The sequence below is a fragment of the Pseudomonas sp. S1(2024) genome, from assembly GCF_046557535.1.
Map to the genome: position 1 here is coordinate 75,769 of NZ_JBKGFP010000034.1, position 16,614 is coordinate 92,382.

At 63.0% G+C, this 16,614-nt stretch carries 16 protein-coding genes; 5 read left to right on the forward strand and 11 right to left on the reverse strand.

All coding sequences use genetic code 11. The annotated features are described in order from the left end of the window. Positions 1–31: 31 nt before the first annotated feature. On the forward strand, positions 32–475 hold the full coding sequence (cadR, locus tag ACLCGK_RS10280; protein WP_015272183.1) for a cadmium resistance transcriptional regulator CadR: 444 nt from the start codon (positions 32–34) through the stop codon (positions 473–475). Positions 476–605: 130 nt separating this feature from the next. Here cadR and ACLCGK_RS10285 read toward each other — a convergent pair whose 3' ends face one another. The 3 genes from ACLCGK_RS10285 to ACLCGK_RS10295 are packed head-to-tail and all read right to left on the reverse strand — an operon-like array spanning position 606 to position 3,234. Further along, on the reverse strand, positions 606–1,577 hold the full coding sequence (locus tag ACLCGK_RS10285) for a thymidylate synthase (protein WP_013974664.1): 972 nt from the start codon (positions 1,575–1,577) through the stop codon (positions 606–608). A gap of 51 nt (positions 1,578–1,628) precedes the next feature. Next, entirely contained in the window at positions 1,629–2,435 is an 807-nt protein-coding gene (gene lgt, locus ACLCGK_RS10290; protein ID WP_013974665.1) for a prolipoprotein diacylglyceryl transferase, read from the reverse strand. Between the two features lie 16 nt (positions 2,436–2,451). Further along, positions 2,452–3,234 (reverse strand): sulfite exporter TauE/SafE family protein, encoded by a 783-nt coding sequence (locus tag ACLCGK_RS10295; RefSeq protein WP_024087873.1) that lies wholly within the window; start codon positions 3,232–3,234, stop codon positions 2,452–2,454. 128 nt (positions 3,235–3,362) lie between these two features. Between ACLCGK_RS10295 and ACLCGK_RS10300 the strand changes: the two genes are divergently transcribed. After that, positions 3,363–4,109, forward strand: a complete 747-nt coding sequence (locus ACLCGK_RS10300; RefSeq protein ID WP_410951936.1) for an NRDE family protein — start codon at positions 3,363–3,365, stop codon at positions 4,107–4,109. 149 nt (positions 4,110–4,258) lie between these two features. Here the strand turns inward: ACLCGK_RS10300 and ptsP are convergent, their stop codons facing one another. Both ptsP and ACLCGK_RS10310 read right to left on the reverse strand, forming a co-directional pair. After that, positions 4,259–6,538 (reverse strand): phosphoenolpyruvate--protein phosphotransferase, encoded by a 2,280-nt coding sequence (gene ptsP / locus ACLCGK_RS10305; RefSeq protein WP_023660917.1) that lies wholly within the window; start codon positions 6,536–6,538, stop codon positions 4,259–4,261. 22 nt (positions 6,539–6,560) lie between these two features. Beyond that, the gene (locus ACLCGK_RS10310) at positions 6,561–7,040 is read right to left on the reverse strand and encodes an RNA pyrophosphohydrolase (RefSeq protein ID WP_003249017.1); all 480 of its coding nucleotides are present in this window, start codon (positions 7,038–7,040) and stop codon (positions 6,561–6,563) included. A gap of 141 nt (positions 7,041–7,181) precedes the next feature. Between ACLCGK_RS10310 and ACLCGK_RS10315 the strand changes: the two genes are divergently transcribed. Continuing rightward, positions 7,182–7,838 (forward strand): HAD family hydrolase, encoded by a 657-nt coding sequence (locus ACLCGK_RS10315; RefSeq protein ID WP_003258535.1) that lies wholly within the window; start codon positions 7,182–7,184, stop codon positions 7,836–7,838. Between the two features lie 129 nt (positions 7,839–7,967). Here the strand turns inward: ACLCGK_RS10315 and ACLCGK_RS10320 are convergent, their stop codons facing one another. Beyond that, a complete protein-coding gene (locus tag ACLCGK_RS10320) occupies positions 7,968–8,393 on the reverse strand; it encodes a DUF2269 family protein (RefSeq protein ID WP_410951937.1) in 426 nt (141 codons plus the stop codon). A 148-nt stretch (positions 8,394–8,541) separates the two neighbouring features. Continuing rightward, positions 8,542–10,056, reverse strand: a complete 1,515-nt coding sequence (gene ilvA / locus ACLCGK_RS10325) for a threonine ammonia-lyase, biosynthetic (protein WP_410951938.1) — start codon at positions 10,054–10,056, stop codon at positions 8,542–8,544. Between the two features lie 134 nt (positions 10,057–10,190). Between ilvA and rpiA the strand changes: the two genes are divergently transcribed. Beyond that, positions 10,191–10,865, forward strand: a complete 675-nt coding sequence (gene rpiA, locus ACLCGK_RS10330) for a ribose-5-phosphate isomerase RpiA (RefSeq protein ID WP_013974672.1) — start codon at positions 10,191–10,193, stop codon at positions 10,863–10,865. A gap of 104 nt (positions 10,866–10,969) precedes the next feature. On the opposite strand, the gene ACLCGK_RS10335 is transcribed toward rpiA, so the two are convergent. The 4 genes from ACLCGK_RS10335 to ACLCGK_RS10350 form a co-directional block, all read right to left on the reverse strand. Next, a complete protein-coding gene (locus ACLCGK_RS10335) occupies positions 10,970–11,872 on the reverse strand; it encodes an SdiA-regulated domain-containing protein (protein ID WP_013974674.1) in 903 nt (300 codons plus the stop codon). A gap of 90 nt (positions 11,873–11,962) precedes the next feature. Then, a complete protein-coding gene (locus ACLCGK_RS10340; protein ID WP_085721361.1) occupies positions 11,963–12,883 on the reverse strand; it encodes an SdiA-regulated domain-containing protein in 921 nt (306 codons plus the stop codon). 120 nt (positions 12,884–13,003) lie between these two features. Then, positions 13,004–13,669, reverse strand: a complete 666-nt coding sequence (locus tag ACLCGK_RS10345; protein WP_015272191.1) for a fumarylacetoacetate hydrolase family protein — start codon at positions 13,667–13,669, stop codon at positions 13,004–13,006. 25 nt (positions 13,670–13,694) lie between these two features. Continuing rightward, positions 13,695–15,092: an FAD-binding oxidoreductase gene (locus ACLCGK_RS10350; RefSeq protein WP_410951939.1), complete on the reverse strand. Its 1,398-nt coding sequence runs from the start codon at positions 15,090–15,092 to the stop codon at positions 13,695–13,697. A gap of 170 nt (positions 15,093–15,262) precedes the next feature. Between ACLCGK_RS10350 and serA the strand changes: the two genes are divergently transcribed. Continuing rightward, on the forward strand, positions 15,263–16,492 hold the full coding sequence (gene serA, locus ACLCGK_RS10355) for a phosphoglycerate dehydrogenase (protein ID WP_003258542.1): 1,230 nt from the start codon (positions 15,263–15,265) through the stop codon (positions 16,490–16,492). Positions 16,493–16,614 lie beyond the last annotated feature (122 nt).

A 16,614-nucleotide genomic window follows, 5' to 3' on the forward strand; every position in this document is an offset into this window, starting at 1 on the left:
AGGGTCAAGCCACTTGCTGGAGAATTTCGTGATGAAGATCGGAGAACTGGCCAAAGCCACCGACTGCGCCGTGGAAACCATCCGCTACTACGAGCGTGAACAGCTGCTGCCGGAGCCGGCGCGAAGCGACGGCAACTACCGGCTGTACACCCAGGCCCACGTCGAGCGGCTGACGTTCATCCGCAACTGCCGCACCCTGGACATGACCCTGGATGAAATCCGCAGCCTGCTACGCCTGCGCGACAGCCCCGATGATTCGTGCGGCAGTGTCAATGCGCTGATCGACGAGCATATCGAGCATGTGCAGGCGCGGATCGATGGATTGGTGGCGTTGCAGGAGCAGTTGGTGGAGCTGCGGCGGCGCTGCAATGCGCAAGGGGCGGAGTGTGCGATCTTGCAGCAACTGGAGACGAACGGGGCGGTATCGGTGCCGGAAACCGAGCATTCGCATGTGGGGCGAAGTCACGGGCATTGAAAGATCCAAGGGCCTAATCGCTGGCAAGCCGGCTCCCACAGGTTTTGCACAGCCCCCACTGGCAGCGCCGTCCTGTGGGAGCTGGCTTGCCGGCGAAAGGGCTGCAGAGCAGCCCCGGCAATCTAAAAGATCACACCGCCATCGGCGCCGTCATCGGGGCATGGTGCTCATACCCTTCCAGCCAGAAATCGCTCGGCTCGATCTTCTCCAGCCACTCCGGCTCGTACTTGCCCGTCTCGGCAAACGCCGGCACGCGGTCGCTGATCACCAGCTTCGGCGCCTCCAGCGGCTCACGCTTGAGCTGCTCGTTGAGCATGTCCAGGTGGTTCTCATACACATGGGCATCGCCGATGAAGTAGGTGAACCAGCGCGGGGTGTAGCCGGTCAGGCGGCCGAACAGCGACAGCAGCGCCGCGCCTTCGGTGAGGTTGAACGGCGTGCCCAGGCCCAGGTCGTTGGAGCGGATGTAGAGGGTCAGGGAAATCTCCCTGGTCTCCACATTCGGGTGGAACTGGTACAGCAGGTGGCACGGCGGCAGGGCCATCTCGTCGAGCTGCGCACAGTTCCAGCCGTGGAACAGGATACGGCGGCTGCCCGGGTCGTTGGCGATGGTGTCCAGGCACTGGCGCACCTGGTCGATGGCTTTGTACAGGATGACGAACGCGACGCCGTCCTCCTCGTCCTGGGCGATGCGGCGGAAGCCCGCCTTCTCGGCCATCTCGATGGCCGCCGGGTTGCTCAGCGGGATGCGCTTGTAGCCCGGCCACTGACGCCATTGCACGCCGTAGATCTCGCCCAGGTCGTCATGGCCCTGGCGGAACGGGTTGGCCAGCCACTGGGCGTTCTCGTTGGCGTTCTGGTCCCAGACCTTGCAGCCCAGTTCGCGGAATTCACCGGCGTTCTTCACGCCACGCAGGAAACCGACCATTTCGCCGATCGCCGACTTGAACGCCAGTTTGCGCGTGGTAATGGCCGGAAAGCCCTTCTGCAAGTCGAAACGCAGCATGGCGCCCGGCAGGCTGATGGTGCGGATGCCGGTGCGGTTGCCCTGCAGCGTGCCGTTGTCGATGACGTCGCGGACCAGGTCCAGATACTGTTTCATGGCTTACCTGTAGCAAAAACGGCAGGGGGATCGCCCCTGCCGTGGGATTAATCAGGCGGGTTTCGCCGTAGGCTTGCGATTATAAGCCCACCAGATCAGGCCAAGGCCAGCCAGGATCATCGGCACGCACAGAATCTGACCCATGGTCAGCCAGCCCCAGGCCAGGTAGCCAAGCTGGGCATCCGGTACGCGGACGAATTCGACGATGAAGCGGAAGATGCCGTAGAACAGCGCGAACATGCCGGATACCGCCATGGTCGGCCGCGGCTTGCGCGAGAACGCCCAGAGGATCAGGAACAGCGCCACACCTTCGAGTGCGAACTGGTACAGCTGCGATGGGTGACGCGGCAGCTGCGCCGGGTCGCTGAACGGCGGGAAGACCATCGCCCATGGCACGTCGGTGGCCTTGCCCCACAGCTCGGCGTTGATGAAGTTGCCGATGCGCCCGGCCCCCAGGCCGATCGGCACCAGCGGCGCGACGAAGTCCATCAGCTCGAAGAACGACTTGTTGTTGCGCTTGCCGAACCACAAGGCCGCCAGCATCACGCCGATGAAACCGCCGTGGAACGACATGCCACCCTTCCACACCTCGAAGATCAGCGTCGGATTGGCCAGGTAGGCGTGCAGGTCGTAGAACAGCACGTAGCCCAGGCGACCACCGACGATCACACCCATCGACAGCCAGAACACCAGGTCGGAGAGCTTTTCGCGCGTCCAGGTGGGGTCGAAGCGGTTCAGCCGGCGCGAGGCGAGCAGCCAGGCACCGCCGATGCCGACCAGGTACATCAGGCCGTACCAATGGATTTTCAGCGGCCCGATGGCCACGGCCACGGGGTCTATCTGCGGGTAAGGCAGCATGGAACTTCCTCTCGATTCAAATCAAAAAGCTGAGGCCGACACAGAACAGCAGGGCTGCGAACAGGCGTTTCAACAAACGTGGCGACAGCTTGTGCGCCAGGCGCGCGCCGAAGCGGGCGAAAAACATGCTGGTCACGGCAATGCCGAGCAGCGCCGGCAGGTACACGTAACCCAGGCTGTGGGCCGGCAGGTGCTCTTCGTGCCAACCCAGCAGCATGAAACTCAGGGCACTGGCCAAGGCAATGGGCAGGCCACAGGCCGAAGACGTGGCCACTGCCTGCTGCATGGGCAGGCTGCGCCAGGTCAGGAACGGCACGGTCAGCGAACCGCCGCCAATGCCGAAAATGGCCGAAGCCCAGCCGATCACCCCACCTGCACCGATCAGCGCGGGCTTGCCGGGGATGCCACGACTGGCCTTGGGTTTGAGGTCCAGGGCCATCTGCGCGGCGATGACCAGGGCGAACACACCGATGATCTTTTGCAGCAACGGCCCCTGTATCAGCGAGGCGGTCTTGGCGCCGACACCGGCCCCAAGGAGGATGCCGAGGGTCATCCAGGCGAAGATCGGCCATTGCACCGCACCCTTGCGATGGTGCTCGAGCACGGCGTTGATCGAGGTGAAGACGATGGTTGCCAGCGACGTACCGACAGCCAGGTGGGTCAGCACCGAGGCATCGAAACCCTGCAAGGTGAAGCTGAACACCAGCACCGGCACGATGATGATACCGCCGCCCACGCCGAACAACCCGGCCAGTACACCGGCGCAAGCGCCCAACAGCAGATAGAGCACGAATTCCATTCGTCTTCCCCAAGAAATCAATCCGGCATGGTAACGGAAGCCGGGCTCACGGCTCTAGTGAACTGTGTGTCAGGTTGGAAGTGCCCCGTCGGAGTGGGTACAGTGGAAAAAAACCGGAGGCCCTACCGATGTGCCTGATCGTATTCGCCTGGCGACCGGGGCACGCCCTGCCGCTGATCGTGGCGGCCAACCGCGATGAATTCTATGCCCGCCCCACCCAGGCCCTGGCGGCCTGGGAGGATGCTCCCGGGGTATATGCCGGGCGGGACCTGGAGGCAGGCGGCACCTGGCTGGGCGTCGGTCCGCAGGGGCGGGTCGCGGCGCTGACCAATATTCGCGACCCGGCGCAGGCTTTGGGGCCGCGCTCGCGGGGCGAGCTGGTGGCGGCGTATCTGCAGGGGGAGTTGGGGGTCGAGGCCTATCTGGACCAGGTGGCCAGCCGCAGCAGGCAATATTCAGGGTTCAACCTGCTGGTGGGCGATGGACGGCAGCTGGGCTATTTGCATGCCCGAGACGCGGCGCCGCGCTTACTGGAGGCTGGGGTTTACGGGCTTTCCAATGCCGGGCTGGATACGCCTTGGCCTAAGCTGGTGAAGGCGCGCAGTGGGCTGGAAGGGTTACTGGAAACGCCAGAGCCACAGCGCTTGCTGGCGTTGCTGGCCGATGCCGAACCGGCGCCGGAGGGCGAGTTGCCGGAGACGGGCGTGGGGTTGGCGACCGAGAAGTTGCTGTCGAGCGTGTTTATTGCCAGCCAGAACTACGGGACGCGGGCGAGCACGGTGCTGATTTTGGATGATCAGGGGAAAAGGCGGCTTATTGAGCGCAGTTTCGGGCCATTTGGCGGGCACTTGGGGGAAGTTGAGCTTTCGGTCTGAGCACTGTGCTGGCCTTTGTGGGAGCGGGCGAGCCCGCGAACACCGGCGAAGCCGGTGCCACACAACAAATCGCCTGCTTCGCGGGCACGCCCGCTCCCACAAGCCCGCTCCCACAAACCCGCGAAGAGGCCGGAACAGGCACCCCGCATTCAGAGGGTCTTATTGGCCCCAGGCCCGATCATCCGCGCCAACCCAAGGTTTTTCAGGGCCAGTTGCAGCGAGCTGTGGATAACCTGCGGGTTGTCATGGCTCAGGGCCTCGGTGAGCAATTCCTTGGCCTTGCCCAGGTTGATCTGGCGCAGCATCCACTTCACCTTCGGCAGGTTGGTGGCGTTCATCGACAGGCTGTCGAAGCCCATGGCCATCAACAGGATCGCCGCTGCCGGGTCACCGGCCATCTCACCACAGATACTCACCGGCTTGCCTTCGCCATGGGCGTCGCGCACCACCGTGTTCAGCGCCTGCAACACCGCCGGGTGCAGGTAGTCGTAAAGGTCGGCGACCCGCGGGTTGTTGCGGTCCACCGCCAGCAGGTACTGGGTCAGGTCGTTGGAACCAACCGACAGGAAGTCCACCTGCCGCGCCAGCTCCTTGGTCTGGTACACCGCCGCAGGAATTTCCACCATCACGCCAACCGGTGGCATCGGCACATCGGTGCCTTCGTCACGCACCTCGCCCCAGGCGCGGTGGATCAGGTGCAGCGCCTCTTCCAGCTCATGGATGCCGGAAATCATTGGCAGCAGGATACGCAGGTTGTTCAGCCCCTCGCTGGCCTTGAGCATGGCGCGGGTCTGCACCAGGAAGATTTCCGGGTGGTCGAGGGTGACGCGAATGCCGCGCCAGCCGAGGAACGGGTTTTCTTCCTTGATCGGGAAGTACGACAGCGACTTGTCGCCACCGATGTCGAGGGTACGCATGGTCACCGGCAGCGGGTGGAAGGCCGCCAGCTGCTCGCGGTAGATGGCCAGCTGCTCTTTCTCGCTGGGGAAGCGCTGGTTGATCATGAACGGCACTTCGGTGCGGTACAGCCCCACCCCTTCGGCGCCACGCTGCTGGGCACGGGCCACGTCGGCGAGCAGGCCGGTGTTGACCCACAGCGGCATGCGGTGGCCGTCCGGGGTAACGCACGGCAGTTCGCGCAGGGCATCCAGGCCCTGGGCCAGCTGGCGCTCCTCCTCGACCACATCGCTGTACTGCTTGCGCAGCACTTCGCTGGGGTTGGTGAACACCTCACCCTTGTAGCCGTCGACGATCATCTCGATGCCGTCGACCTTGGAATAAGGCAAATCGACCAGGCCCATCACCGTGGGGATGCCCATGGCGCGAGCCAGGATGGCGACGTGGGAGTTGCCCGAGCCCAGTACCGAGACCAGGCCGACCAGCTTGCCTTCAGGCACTTCGCCGAGCATCGCCGGGGTCAGCTCTTCACTGACCAGGATGGTGTTGTCGGCATACACCAGCGACTGCGCGCGGGCTTCCTGCAGGTAGGCCAGCAGGCGCCGGCCCAGGTCCTTGACGTCGGAGGCGCGCTCGCGCAAGTAGTCATCGTCCATCAGCTCGAAGCGGTTGACGTGCTCGCCCACCACCTGGCGCAGTGCGCCCTGGGCCCACTGGCCGGTCTTGATGACTTCGGTCACCTCACCGCCCAGAGCCGCGTCTTCGAGCATCATCAGGTACACATCGAACAGTGCACGCTCCTCCGGGCGCAGCTGGGTGGCCAGCTTGGCCGACAGCTTGCGCATATCGTCGCGCACACCTTCGAGGGCGTTCTGGAACAGCTTCAGTTCGGCGTCGATGTCATCGACGGTCTTGTCCGGCACCACTTCCAGATCGGCTGGCGGCAGCATCACCACTGCGCGCCCCACAGCGGCGCCAGGCGAGCCCGGTACGCCGACGAAGCGCGCTTCCTGGATGCCCTTGCCCTGGCGGCCGAGGCCACGGATCGAGCCAGTAGCCTCGGCGTGGGCGATAACCCCTGCGAGCTGGGCGCTCATGGTGACCAGGAAGGCTTCTTCGCCCTCGTCGAACTGGCGGCGCTCCTTTTGCTGGATGACCAATACCCCGACCACGCGGCGGTGGTGGATGATCGGCGCACCGAGGAAGGAGGCGAATTTTTCCTCGCCGGTTTCGGCAAAGTAGCGGTAACGCGGGTGGTCGGCAGCGTTTTCCAGGTTCAGCGGCTCTTCCCGGGTACCGACCAGGCCGACCAGGCCTTCGTTGGGGGCCATGCTGACCTTGCCGATGGAACGCTTGTTCAGGCCTTCGGTGGCCATCAGCACGAAGCGGTTGGTTTCCGGGTCGAGCAGGTAGACCGAGCAGACCTGGCTGCCCATGGCCTCCTTGACACGCAAGACAATGATCCCCAACGCCGACTTGAGATCTTTGGCGGAGTTTACTTCCTGGACGATCTTGCGCAGCGTATTGAGCATGGCTCGGGGTCGAACTCCGTCGTCAGTCGCGCGTCAGCAGACGCGGTGCTAGCTCTTTCAGGGCGCGTCGGTAGACCTCGCGCTTGAATGTCACAACCTGGCCCAGCGGGTACCAATAGCTGACCCAGCGCCAGCCGTCGAATTCCGGCTTGCCGGTCAGGTCCATCCGCACCCGTTGTTCGTTGCTGACCAGGCGCAGCAGGAACCATTTCTGCTTCTGGCCAATGCACAGCGGCTGGCTATGCGTACGCACCAGTCGCTGGGGTAAACGATAACGCAACCAGCCACGGGTGCAGGCAAGAATTTCCACATCATCGCGTTCAAGGCCAACTTCTTCGTTCAGCTCGCGGTACAGGGCATCTTCCGGCGTCTCGTCAGGGTTGATGCCACCCTGGGGAAACTGCCAGGCATCCTGGTTGATCCGTCGAGCCCATAGCACCTGCCCGGCATCATTCGTGAGAATGATCCCGACATTGGGGCGAAAACCATCCGGGTCGATCACGGCAGCAACCTCGCAAACGCATGTCACCGCATTGTTCCACAAAGCTTGCGAGCGCAGCAACGCGCCCGCCAAGCTTATGTGCAGCAGCGTGAAAACTCCGTATTCTGCGGGCCTACCCTGTGGCTTATGCGAGTGACCGCGATGCGCCTGGCTTTATTCGACCTGGACAATACCCTCCTCGGTGGCGACAGCGACCATGCCTGGGGTGACTACCTTTGCCAGCGCGGCATCCTCGACCCGGTTACCTACAAGCAACGCAACGATGGCTTCTATCAGGAATACCTGAACGGCACCCTGGACCTGCAGGCCTACCTGGCCTTTTCCATGGAAATCCTTGCGGCAACACCGGTAGCCCAGCTCGACGAATGGCACCGCGACTTCATGCGCGCCTGCATCGAGCCGATCATCCTGCCCAAGGCGCTGACCTTGCTGCAGCAGCACCGCGAGGCCGGCGACCAGCTGGTGATCATCACCGCCACCAACCGCTTCGTCACCGCACCGATTGCCCGGCGCCTGGGGGTTCGCGTGTTGCTGGCGACCGAATGCGAAACGCGTGATGGCCGCTATACCGGACGTAGTACCGATATACCGTGTTTCCGTGAAGGCAAGGTGACGCGGCTGGAGCGCTGGATGCTGGAAAACGGCTTCGACCTTGAGGACAGCTATTTCTATAGCGACTCGATGAACGATTTGCCGCTGTTGCAGCGGGTGGCGCATGCGGTGGCGGTGGACCCCGACCCGAAGCTGCGGGCGGAGGCCGAGATGCGTGGGTGGCCTGTGGTTTCGCTGCGGGATTGAGGTTTTCCTGTGCCGGCCTCTTCGCGGGTAAACCCGCTCCCACAGGTACTGCACAGCCCTCAAGCCTTGCTCAGATCCTGTAGGAGCGGGTTTACCCGCGAAGAGGCCAGCACATACAGCACAAAGCTGTCAGACCGGCTTGGCCCCCATCAGCCCGGCGATGGACAGGAAGCAAACCCCACTGAACACCGCCAGTGCCAAGGTAAAGCGCAACCCCACCACCTCGGCCTTGCGCAGCCGGTTCAACCGCAGCAGCAGCCACCACACGGCAAACGCGCCCAGCGTATAGATGACGCTGGACGCCAGCACCCAGGTCTGCCCCAGCGGCCAGCCCACCAGGTGCACCAGCCACCAGCCGGTAAACGGCATACTCACCAGGCACAGGCCCATCACCAGCCAGACGAACACCAGCGGCCGACGCAGCAGCTTGGCGTAGGCCTCGGCATCGCCCTGGCGGCGGGCGCGCACGGTCCAGAGCGCCAGGCCCAGAGCACCCAGCAGCAGGAGCGCGGTGGCGATGATGTGCAGGGTCTTGAGGGTGGTCAGGTGTTCCATGTCTCGGTTGTCCTTAAGCAGGCCATTTTGTGCAGGCTTCTTCGCGGGCTTGCCCGCTCCCACAGGGATATCACAGGCCCTGAAGCCTGCGCAGTACCTGTGGGAGCGGGCAAGCCCGCGAAAGGGCCATCAGCCCCAGCTTAGCCGCTCAGCCCAGGAACAGCTTGTAAGCCGGGTTGTCGGTTTCGTCCCAGTACGGGTAGCCGATCTTCGCCAGCGCCGCCGGCACCATGTGGCGCTCGTCCTCCGGCACCTGCAACCCCGCCACCACGCGCCCGTCAGCGGCACCATGGTTGCGGTAATGGAACATCGAGATGTTCCAGCGCCCGCCCAGCTTGTTGAGGAAGTTGAACAGCGCCCCCGGCCGCTCGGGGAACTCGAAGCGCAGCACCATCTCGTCACTGGCACCGGCCGAATGGCCACCAACCATGTGGCGAATATGCAGCTTGGCCAGCTCGTTGTCGGTCAGGTCGGTAACCGGGAAGCCCTGCTCGGTCAGTTGCTGTACCAGCGCCGCACGTGGGTCGTTTTCCGGGTGGGTCTGCACGCCGACGAAGATATGCGCCTCGTCGGAGGTGTGCTTGCGGTAGTTGAACTCGGTGATCTGGCGCTTGCCGATAGCCTCGCAGAAGGCCTTGAAGCTGCCCGGGCGCTCAGGGATGGTCACGGCGATGATCGCTTCGCGCTTTTCGCCCAGCTCGGCACGCTCGGCCACATGGCGCAGGCGGTCGAAGTTGACGTTGGCACCGGAGTCGATGGCCACCAGGGTCTGCCCGGCCACACCGTACAACTCGACGTACTTCTTGATGCCCGCCACGCCAAGGGCACCGGCAGGTTCGGTGATCGAGCGGGTATCATCGTAGATATCCTTGATAGCCGCGCAGATCTCGTCGGTACTGACGGTGACCACTTCATCCACATGATGGCGGCAGATATCGAAGGTGTGCTGACCGATCTGCGCCACCGCCACGCCGTCGGCGAACAGCCCGACCTGCGGCAGCACCACGCGCTCGCCGGCCGCCATGGCCGCCTGCAGGCAGTTGGAGTCGTCCGGCTCGACGCCAATCACCTTGATTTCCGGGCGCAGGTATTTCACGTAGGCAGCAATGCCGGCGATCAGGCCACCCCCACCCACCGGCACGAAGATCGCGTCCAGCTGGCCTGGGTGCTGGCGCAGGATCTCCATGGCCACGGTGCCCTGCCCGGCGATGGTGTGCGGGTCGTCGTAGGGGTGCACGTAGACGAAGCCCTTTTCATCGACCAGTTTCAGCGAATAGGCCAGCGCCTCGGGGAACGAGTCGCCATGCAGCACCACCTTGCCGCCCCGCGAACGCACGCCTTCGACCTTGATTTCCGGGGTGGTCTTGGGCATCACGATAGTGGCTTTGATACCCATCTCGCGCGCAGCCAGGGCCAAGCCCTGGGCGTGGTTGCCGGCCGAGGCAGTGACCACGCCACGGGCCAGTTCTTCCGGGGTCAGTTGGGCCAGCTTGTTGTAGGCCCCGCGGATCTTGAACGAGAACACCGGCTGCAGGTCTTCGCGCTTGAGCAGAATCTGGTTGCCCAGGCGCTTGCTCAGCTGCCCGGCGCTCTGCAGCGGGGTTTCGACCGCGACGTCGTAGACGCGCGAGGTGAGGATCTTCTTGACGTACTGTTCGAGCATCGGGAATGCATCACTGGGCCGCGGGACAAGGGCTGGGAGTCTACCCCAGCGCTACGTCAGGCGACCACAGCAAAGCCGCCCGAGCCGTTATACTAGGCTCTTTTCAAAACCGCCCTGCCCCTCTCGGAGCCCGCATGACCCAGGACCAACTCAAACAGGCCGTCGCCCAGGCCGCTGTAGACTTCATTCTGCCCAAGCTGGATGAAAAGAGCGTCGTCGGCGTCGGCACCGGTTCGACCGCCAACTTCTTCATCGACGCCCTGGCTCAGCACAAGACCGCCTTCGACGGCGCGGTCGCCAGCTCCGAAGCCACTGCCCAGCGTCTGAAGGGCCATGGCATCCCGGTCTACGAGCTGAACAGCGTCAGCGAACTGGAGTTCTACGTGGACGGCGCCGACGAGAGCGACGCGCACCTGAACCTGATCAAAGGCGGCGGCGCAGCCCTGACCCGCGAGAAGATCGTCGCCGCCGTGGCCAAGACCTTCATCTGCATCGCCGATGCCAGCAAGCTGGTACCGGTGCTGGGCGCGTTCCCGCTGCCGGTCGAAGTGATCCCGATGGCCCGCAGCCACGTGGCGCGCCAGCTGGTCAAACTGGGCGGTGACCCGGTGTACCGTGAGGGCGTGGTTACCGACAACGGCAACGTGATCCTCGATGTGCACAACCTGCAGATCACCAACCCGGTGGAGCTGGAAGCGCAGATCAATGCCATTGTTGGCGTGGTGACCAACGGCCTGTTCGCGGCACGGCCGGCGGATTTGCTGCTGCTGGGTACCTCTGAGGGCGTGAAAAGCCTGAAGGCCGAGTAACCTTCTTCGCGGGCGCGCCCGCTCCCACAGGTATTGCACAGGGTCCGAAACCTGTGGCGTACCTGTGGGAGCGGGCATGCCCGCGAATAGGCCCTCACAGGCACTCACTCCGCTGGCTGTTTGAACACATAGAACAGGTTCGGCTCACTGACCAGATAGATGGTCCCCGCCTCATCCATCGCAATCCCCTCCGCCTGCGGCACCGTCGCCTGCAACCCCTGGAACCCCTTGCGTAACGATAAGGTACTCAGCGGCCGGCCCTCCACATCCAGCTCCAGCACCAGCCGCGACTCGTCCGACAGCGCCAGCAGGTGCCCGCTGCGCTCATCGAACTGCAAGCTCGACAGGTCCCGCACGAACAGCCGCGAATCGCGCTTGCGGTCCTGCACCACATGCACCGCATAGGGCTGCTCAGGATTGTCGTGCGGGAAGCCATGCACCTCGTAGATCAGCATTGGGTCACGCTCCTTGGCCACGAACAGGCGCTTGCCCGCCGAATCATAGGCCAGCCCCTCGAAGCCCTTGTTGCCATTCAGGCCAATGCCCAGGGTCAGCTGCTCGGCATCGCCGGCATCGAGGAACATCGTGTCGTCCTCCAGGCGCACGCGAATCAGCCGCTGCTGACGCTCGTCGGTGATCACATAGCTGTTGGGCCCGACGTACTCCACGGCTTCCGGGTCGCCGAAGCCGGTCAGCGGCACTCGGCGCAGGATGCGCCCGTCCAGCGACAGCTCGATCAGCTCCGAGCGTGCATTGGTAACGGTAAACAGAGTCTTGCGGTCGGGGTCGTAGGTCAGCGCCGAGATGTCGTCATCCAGCCCCTCGATCGGCTGCGCCTCCACCACCACCCGGTAACGGTCCAGGCCGATGCTTTGCTCGGCTGGCTGCCACCAGGCCTTGAGGTTGAACCAGCCACGCTCGAACAGGCGAAACTCCTGCCCGGCCAAGCCGAGCAGGATCAGGCCGATAACGACCAGAACAGGGAACGGACGAACAAAACGGCGCATGAGGGAAGACTCGACACAGGGGTGACGAATCTAATCACGAACAACTGAAGTAAAGCTTAATGCCAGCATCCGAAAAGTCGGATGTTTGGGTCAGTTTTTGCTGAAGCGATAGAACAGTGCAGGCTCGCTGACCATGTACAGGTTGCCCTTGTCGTCCATGGCCACCCCTTCGGCACGCGGGATGGTGTCCTGCAGGCCGTTGAAACCGCCGAGCAGGGTCATGAAACTGACTTGCTGGCCCTGCTCGTCCAGTTCCAGAAGCATGTTGGAGTCGGACGACAGCACCAACAAGTGGCCGGTACGCGGATCCACGCCAAGCGCCGAGAGGTTGCGCAGGTCCAGTTCATCACTGGGCAAAAGCTGTTTTTCACCCGTGAGCGGGCTGCGGCCGTCGGTATTCCAGGTATACAGCCTGGGCGGGCGCTCCTCGCCGATGACCAGGCGCTGGCGCAGCGGGTCCCAGGCCACCGCCTCGAAGCCCTTGTTGCTCTTCACCGACGGGCCCAGGTCGTGGCTCTGGAAATCATCATGGTTCAACGAGGTGGTCTGCGCATCCACCTTGACCACGGTCAGGTCGTGCAGGCGCTCATCGGTGATTGCCAGGTAGCCGTCTTCCAGTACGGCGACGCCTTCCGGGTTGTTCCAGCCGTTGAGGGGGATCTTGCGCAGTACATCGCCATCCAGGCTCAGTTCGACCAGGATCGGGTTCTTGCCCATGACTGCGAACAGGGTGCGGGTACGCGGGTTGAAGGCCACATCTGAAGCTTCATCGTCGTCCATGCCCGGCAACGGTTTGGCATCGATGTCGACCTTGTAGTCTGGTAGCCATACGCTCTCGCTGCGCTCGGCGGCGCTTTCGAAACTCTCTTTGACCCACAGCGCACCGCGGTCATCCCAGTGCATGGCTACGGCCACGCCATAGCCGACTACCGCCGCCACAGCCAGGCCGAAGGGCCAGCGCAGAAAGAAACGACGCTTGGGGGTTGCGGGGGCGCTGGAGGGAGATGGCATGCAGGGGTCCTGGGGAAATGGGCGAAGATTCGCGCATTATCCGGATCAGGTGTGAAAAATCGGTAAACAGGACCGGCCTCTTCGCGAGTTTACCCGCGAAGAAGGCGACGCGGTCTCGAGTCAGAGCACCCGGCTTTCGAAGCGGCTCACACCCGGCAACTCCAGCACCAATTCGTCACCGACATTGAACGGCCCCACACCCGCCGGGGTACCGGTGAGGATCACATCCCCCGCCTGCAGCGAGAAATGCGCGGCCATGTGCTGGATCATCGGCACGATCGGGTTGAGCATCATCGCGCTGTTACCATCCTGGCGAACTTCGCCGTTGACTGTCAGACGCACCGGGATGTCGGTCACATCCTCGAAGCTGGCAGCCGACACGAACGGCGGCAGTACGCAGGCGCCATCGAAGCACTTGGCCAACTCCCAGGGCAGGCCCTTCTCTTTCAGCTTGGCCTGCACGTCACGCAGGGTAAGGTCTAGCGCCGGTGCATAGCCGGAAATGGCGTCCAGCACCTCTTCCTCACTCGGGTGAGTCGACAGCGGCTTGCCCAGCAGCACGGCAATTTCCGCCTCATAGTGCACCGAGCCACGCTCCGTCGGGATCTTGAAGCCGCCCTCGGCTGGTACCACGCAGCTGCCCGGCTTGATGAACAGCAGCGGTTCGGTGGGGATCGGATTGTCCAGCTCCTTGGCATGCTCGGCATAGTTACGGCCGATGCACACCACCTTTCCCAGCGGGAAGTGAATGCGTGTGCCGTCTACGTACTGATGCTGGTAACTCATGGCCGACTCCTCTGGATACTGCTTTCTATTCAGGTGCGAAGATCTTACCCGGATTCATGATGCCATTAGGGTCGAACACGGCCTTTATTGCCTTCATGCAAGCAATTTCTTCGGGCGAGCGGCTGTAGCCCAGGTAGTCACGCTTGGTCATGCCCACACCATGCTCGGCGGAGATCGAGCCGTTGTAGCGCTCGACGATCTCGAACACCCACTTGTTGACCTTGGTGCACGAGGCGAAGAAGTCGTCCTTGCTCATGTGCTCGGGCTTGAGGATGTTCAGGTGCAGGTTGCCGTCGCCGATGTGGCCGTACCACACCACTTCGTAATCCGGGTAATGTTCGGTGACGATGGCATCTATATCGCGCAGGAACGCTGGCACTTTCGACACCGTGACAGAAATGTCGTTCTTGTACGGGGTCCAGTGCGAGATGGTTTCCGACAGGTACTCGCGCAGTTTCCACAGGTTTTTCAGCTGGGTCTCGCTCTGGCTCATCACCCCGTCCAGCACCCAGCCTTGCTCGACGCAGTGCTCGAAGGTGGCCAGGGCTTCGTTGGCCACCTCCTCGGTGCTGGCCTCGAACTCCAGCAGCGCATAGAACGGGCAGTCGGTCTCGAACGGCGCCGGCACGTCGCCACGCGCCAGGATCTTGACCAGGCCCTTGTCGGAAAAGAACTCGAAGGCGGTCAGGTCCAGCTTGCCCTGGAAGGCATGCAGCACCGGCATGATCGAGTCGAAATCCGGGGTCCCCAGCACCATCGCGGTGAGGTTGCGCGGCGCACGGTCCAGACGCATGGTGGCCTCGACCACAAAGCCCAGGGTACCTTCGGCACCGATGAACAGCTGGCGCAGGTCGTAGCCGGTGGCGTTCTTGATCAGGTCCTTGTTCAGCTCCAGCAGCTCACCCTTGCCGGTCACCACTTTCAACCCGGCCACCCAGTTGCGGGTCATGCCGTAGCGAATCACCTTGATTCCGCCGGCATTGGTGCCGATATTGCCGCCAATCTGGCTGGAACCGCTGGAGGCGAAGTCCACGGGGTAATACAGGCCCTGTTCTTCGGCGTAGGCCTGCAGCTGGCGGGTAATCACCCCTGGCTGGCAGACCACGGTGCGGTCGAAGGCATTGAAGCCGAGAATCTGGTTCATGTAGTCGAAGGCGACCACCACTTCGCCATTGGCCGCCACGGCGCCTGCGGAAAGCCCGGTACGCCCGCCAGACGGCACCAGCGCCACCTTGTGCGTATTGGCCCAGCGCACGATCGCCTGCACCTGCTCCACCGTCTTGGGAAAGACGATGGCGCTGGGTGCCGGTGGGTAATGCTTGGTCCAGTCCTTGCCATAGGCTTCCAGGGAAGCCGCGTCGGTCAGGACCTTGCCAGGGTCGACAAGGGTCATCAGTTCATCAATTACAGCGGGGTGGGTCATCGCTGGAACTCTCGACTTATTCATAGTCACCCTGAGCACTCTTCACCTGTCGGGATAAGCTCAGATTGTGTCGCGTATGCTAGCATAGCCCTCCCGCTGTTCATGCTAAGGCCGCCTTTGCGCCTGGCATCACCCTCGCCATTTTTTCTCCGGGATACAGGTTTACGCAGATGAGCAAGACTTCTCTCGACAAGAGCAAGATCCGGTTCCTTCTTCTTGAAGGTGTGCACCAGAACGCGGTCGATACCCTCAAGGCCGCCGGCTACACCAACATCGAATACCTCACTGGTTCGCTGCCGGAAGCCGAGCTGAAGGAAAAGATCGCAGATGCCCACTTCATCGGCATCCGTTCGCGCACCCAGCTGACCGAAGAGATCTTCGACTGCGCCAAGAAACTGGTCGCCGTTGGCTGCTTCTGCATCGGCACCAACCAGGTCGACCTGGAAGCTGCCCGCGAGCGCGGTATCGCCGTGTTCAACGCGCCATACTCCAACACCCGTTCGGTAGCCGAACTGGTACTGGCCGAAGCCATCCTGCTGCTGCGCGGCATCCCCGAGAAGAACGCTTCCTGCCACCGTGGCGGCTGGATCAAGAGCGCGGCCAATTCCTTCGAAATCCGCGGCAAGAAGCTGGGTATCGTCGGTTACGGCTCGATCGGCACCCAGCTGTCGGTCCTGGCCGAGAACATGGGCATGCAGGTGTATTTCTACGACCCGCTGACCAAGCTGCCACTGGGCAACGCCGTGCAGGTCACCAGCCTGCACGAGCTGCTGGGCCTGGCCGACATCGTTTCGCTGCACGTGCCTGAGCTGCCGTCCACCCAGTGGATGATCGGCGAGAAGGAAATCCGCGCGATGAAGAAGGGCGCGATCCTGATCAACGCCGCACGCGGCACGGTGGTCGAGCTGGACCACCTGGCCGCCGCCATCAAGGACCAGCACCTGATCGGCGCCGCTATCGACGTGTTCCCGGTGGAGCCGCGCTCCAACGACGAGCAGTTCGAAAGCCCGCTGCGTGGTCTGGACAACGTGATCCTGACCCCGCACATCGGTGGTTCCACTGCCGAAGCCCAGGCCAACATCGGCCTGGAAGTGGCCGAGAAGCTGGTCAAGTACAGCGACAACGGTACCTCGGTATCCTCGGTCAACTTCCCGGAAGTGGCCCTGCCGGCGCACCCAGGCAAGCACCGCCTGCTGCACATCCACGAAAACATCCCGGGCGTGCTCAGCGAGATCAACAAGGTCTTCGCCGAGAACGGCATCAACATCTCTGGTCAGTTCCTGCAGACCAACGAGAAAGTCGGTTACGTGGTGATCGACGTTGACGCCGAGTACTCCGACCTGGCGCAAGAGAAGCTGCAACAGGTCAAGGGCACCATCCGTTCCCGCGTGCTGTTCTAAGTTCGCTGGCGGCATGAAAAAAGGGAGGCCCTGGTGGCCTCCCTTTTTTTGCCTGTGACATTGGTGTCCCCCGCTCCCACAGGGTCCACACCAGCCTTGAAGCCAGTGGTGATCATGTGGGA

Coding starts and splice junctions, on each gene's coding strand:
- cadR (WP_015272183.1), top strand. CDS start 32: ATGAAGATCGGAGAACTGGCCAAAGCCACCGACTGCGCCGTGGAAACC.
- ACLCGK_RS10285 (WP_013974664.1), bottom strand. CDS start 1,577: ATGAAACAGTATCTGGACCTGGTCCGCGACGTCATCGACAACGGCACG.
- lgt (WP_013974665.1), bottom strand. CDS start 2,435: ATGCTGCCTTACCCGCAGATAGACCCCGTGGCCGTGGCCATCGGGCCG.
- ACLCGK_RS10295 (WP_024087873.1), bottom strand. CDS start 3,234: ATGGAATTCGTGCTCTATCTGCTGTTGGGCGCTTGCGCCGGTGTACTG.
- ACLCGK_RS10300 (WP_410951936.1), top strand. CDS start 3,363: ATGTGCCTGATCGTATTCGCCTGGCGACCGGGGCACGCCCTGCCGCTG.
- ptsP (WP_023660917.1), bottom strand. CDS start 6,538: ATGCTCAATACGCTGCGCAAGATCGTCCAGGAAGTAAACTCCGCCAAA.
- ACLCGK_RS10315 (WP_003258535.1), top strand. CDS start 7,182: ATGCGCCTGGCTTTATTCGACCTGGACAATACCCTCCTCGGTGGCGAC.
- ACLCGK_RS10320 (WP_410951937.1), bottom strand. CDS start 8,393: ATGGAACACCTGACCACCCTCAAGACCCTGCACATCATCGCCACCGCG.
- ilvA (WP_410951938.1), bottom strand. CDS start 10,056: ATGCTCGAACAGTACGTCAAGAAGATCCTCACCTCGCGCGTCTACGAC.
- rpiA (WP_013974672.1), top strand. CDS start 10,191: ATGACCCAGGACCAACTCAAACAGGCCGTCGCCCAGGCCGCTGTAGAC.
- ACLCGK_RS10335 (WP_013974674.1), bottom strand. CDS start 11,872: ATGCGCCGTTTTGTTCGTCCGTTCCCTGTTCTGGTCGTTATCGGCCTG.
- ACLCGK_RS10340 (WP_085721361.1), bottom strand. CDS start 12,883: ATGCCATCTCCCTCCAGCGCCCCCGCAACCCCCAAGCGTCGTTTCTTT.
- ACLCGK_RS10345 (WP_015272191.1), bottom strand. CDS start 13,669: ATGAGTTACCAGCATCAGTACGTAGACGGCACACGCATTCACTTCCCG.
- ACLCGK_RS10350 (WP_410951939.1), bottom strand. CDS start 15,092: ATGACCCACCCCGCTGTAATTGATGAACTGATGACCCTTGTCGACCCT.
- serA (WP_003258542.1), top strand. CDS start 15,263: ATGAGCAAGACTTCTCTCGACAAGAGCAAGATCCGGTTCCTTCTTCTT.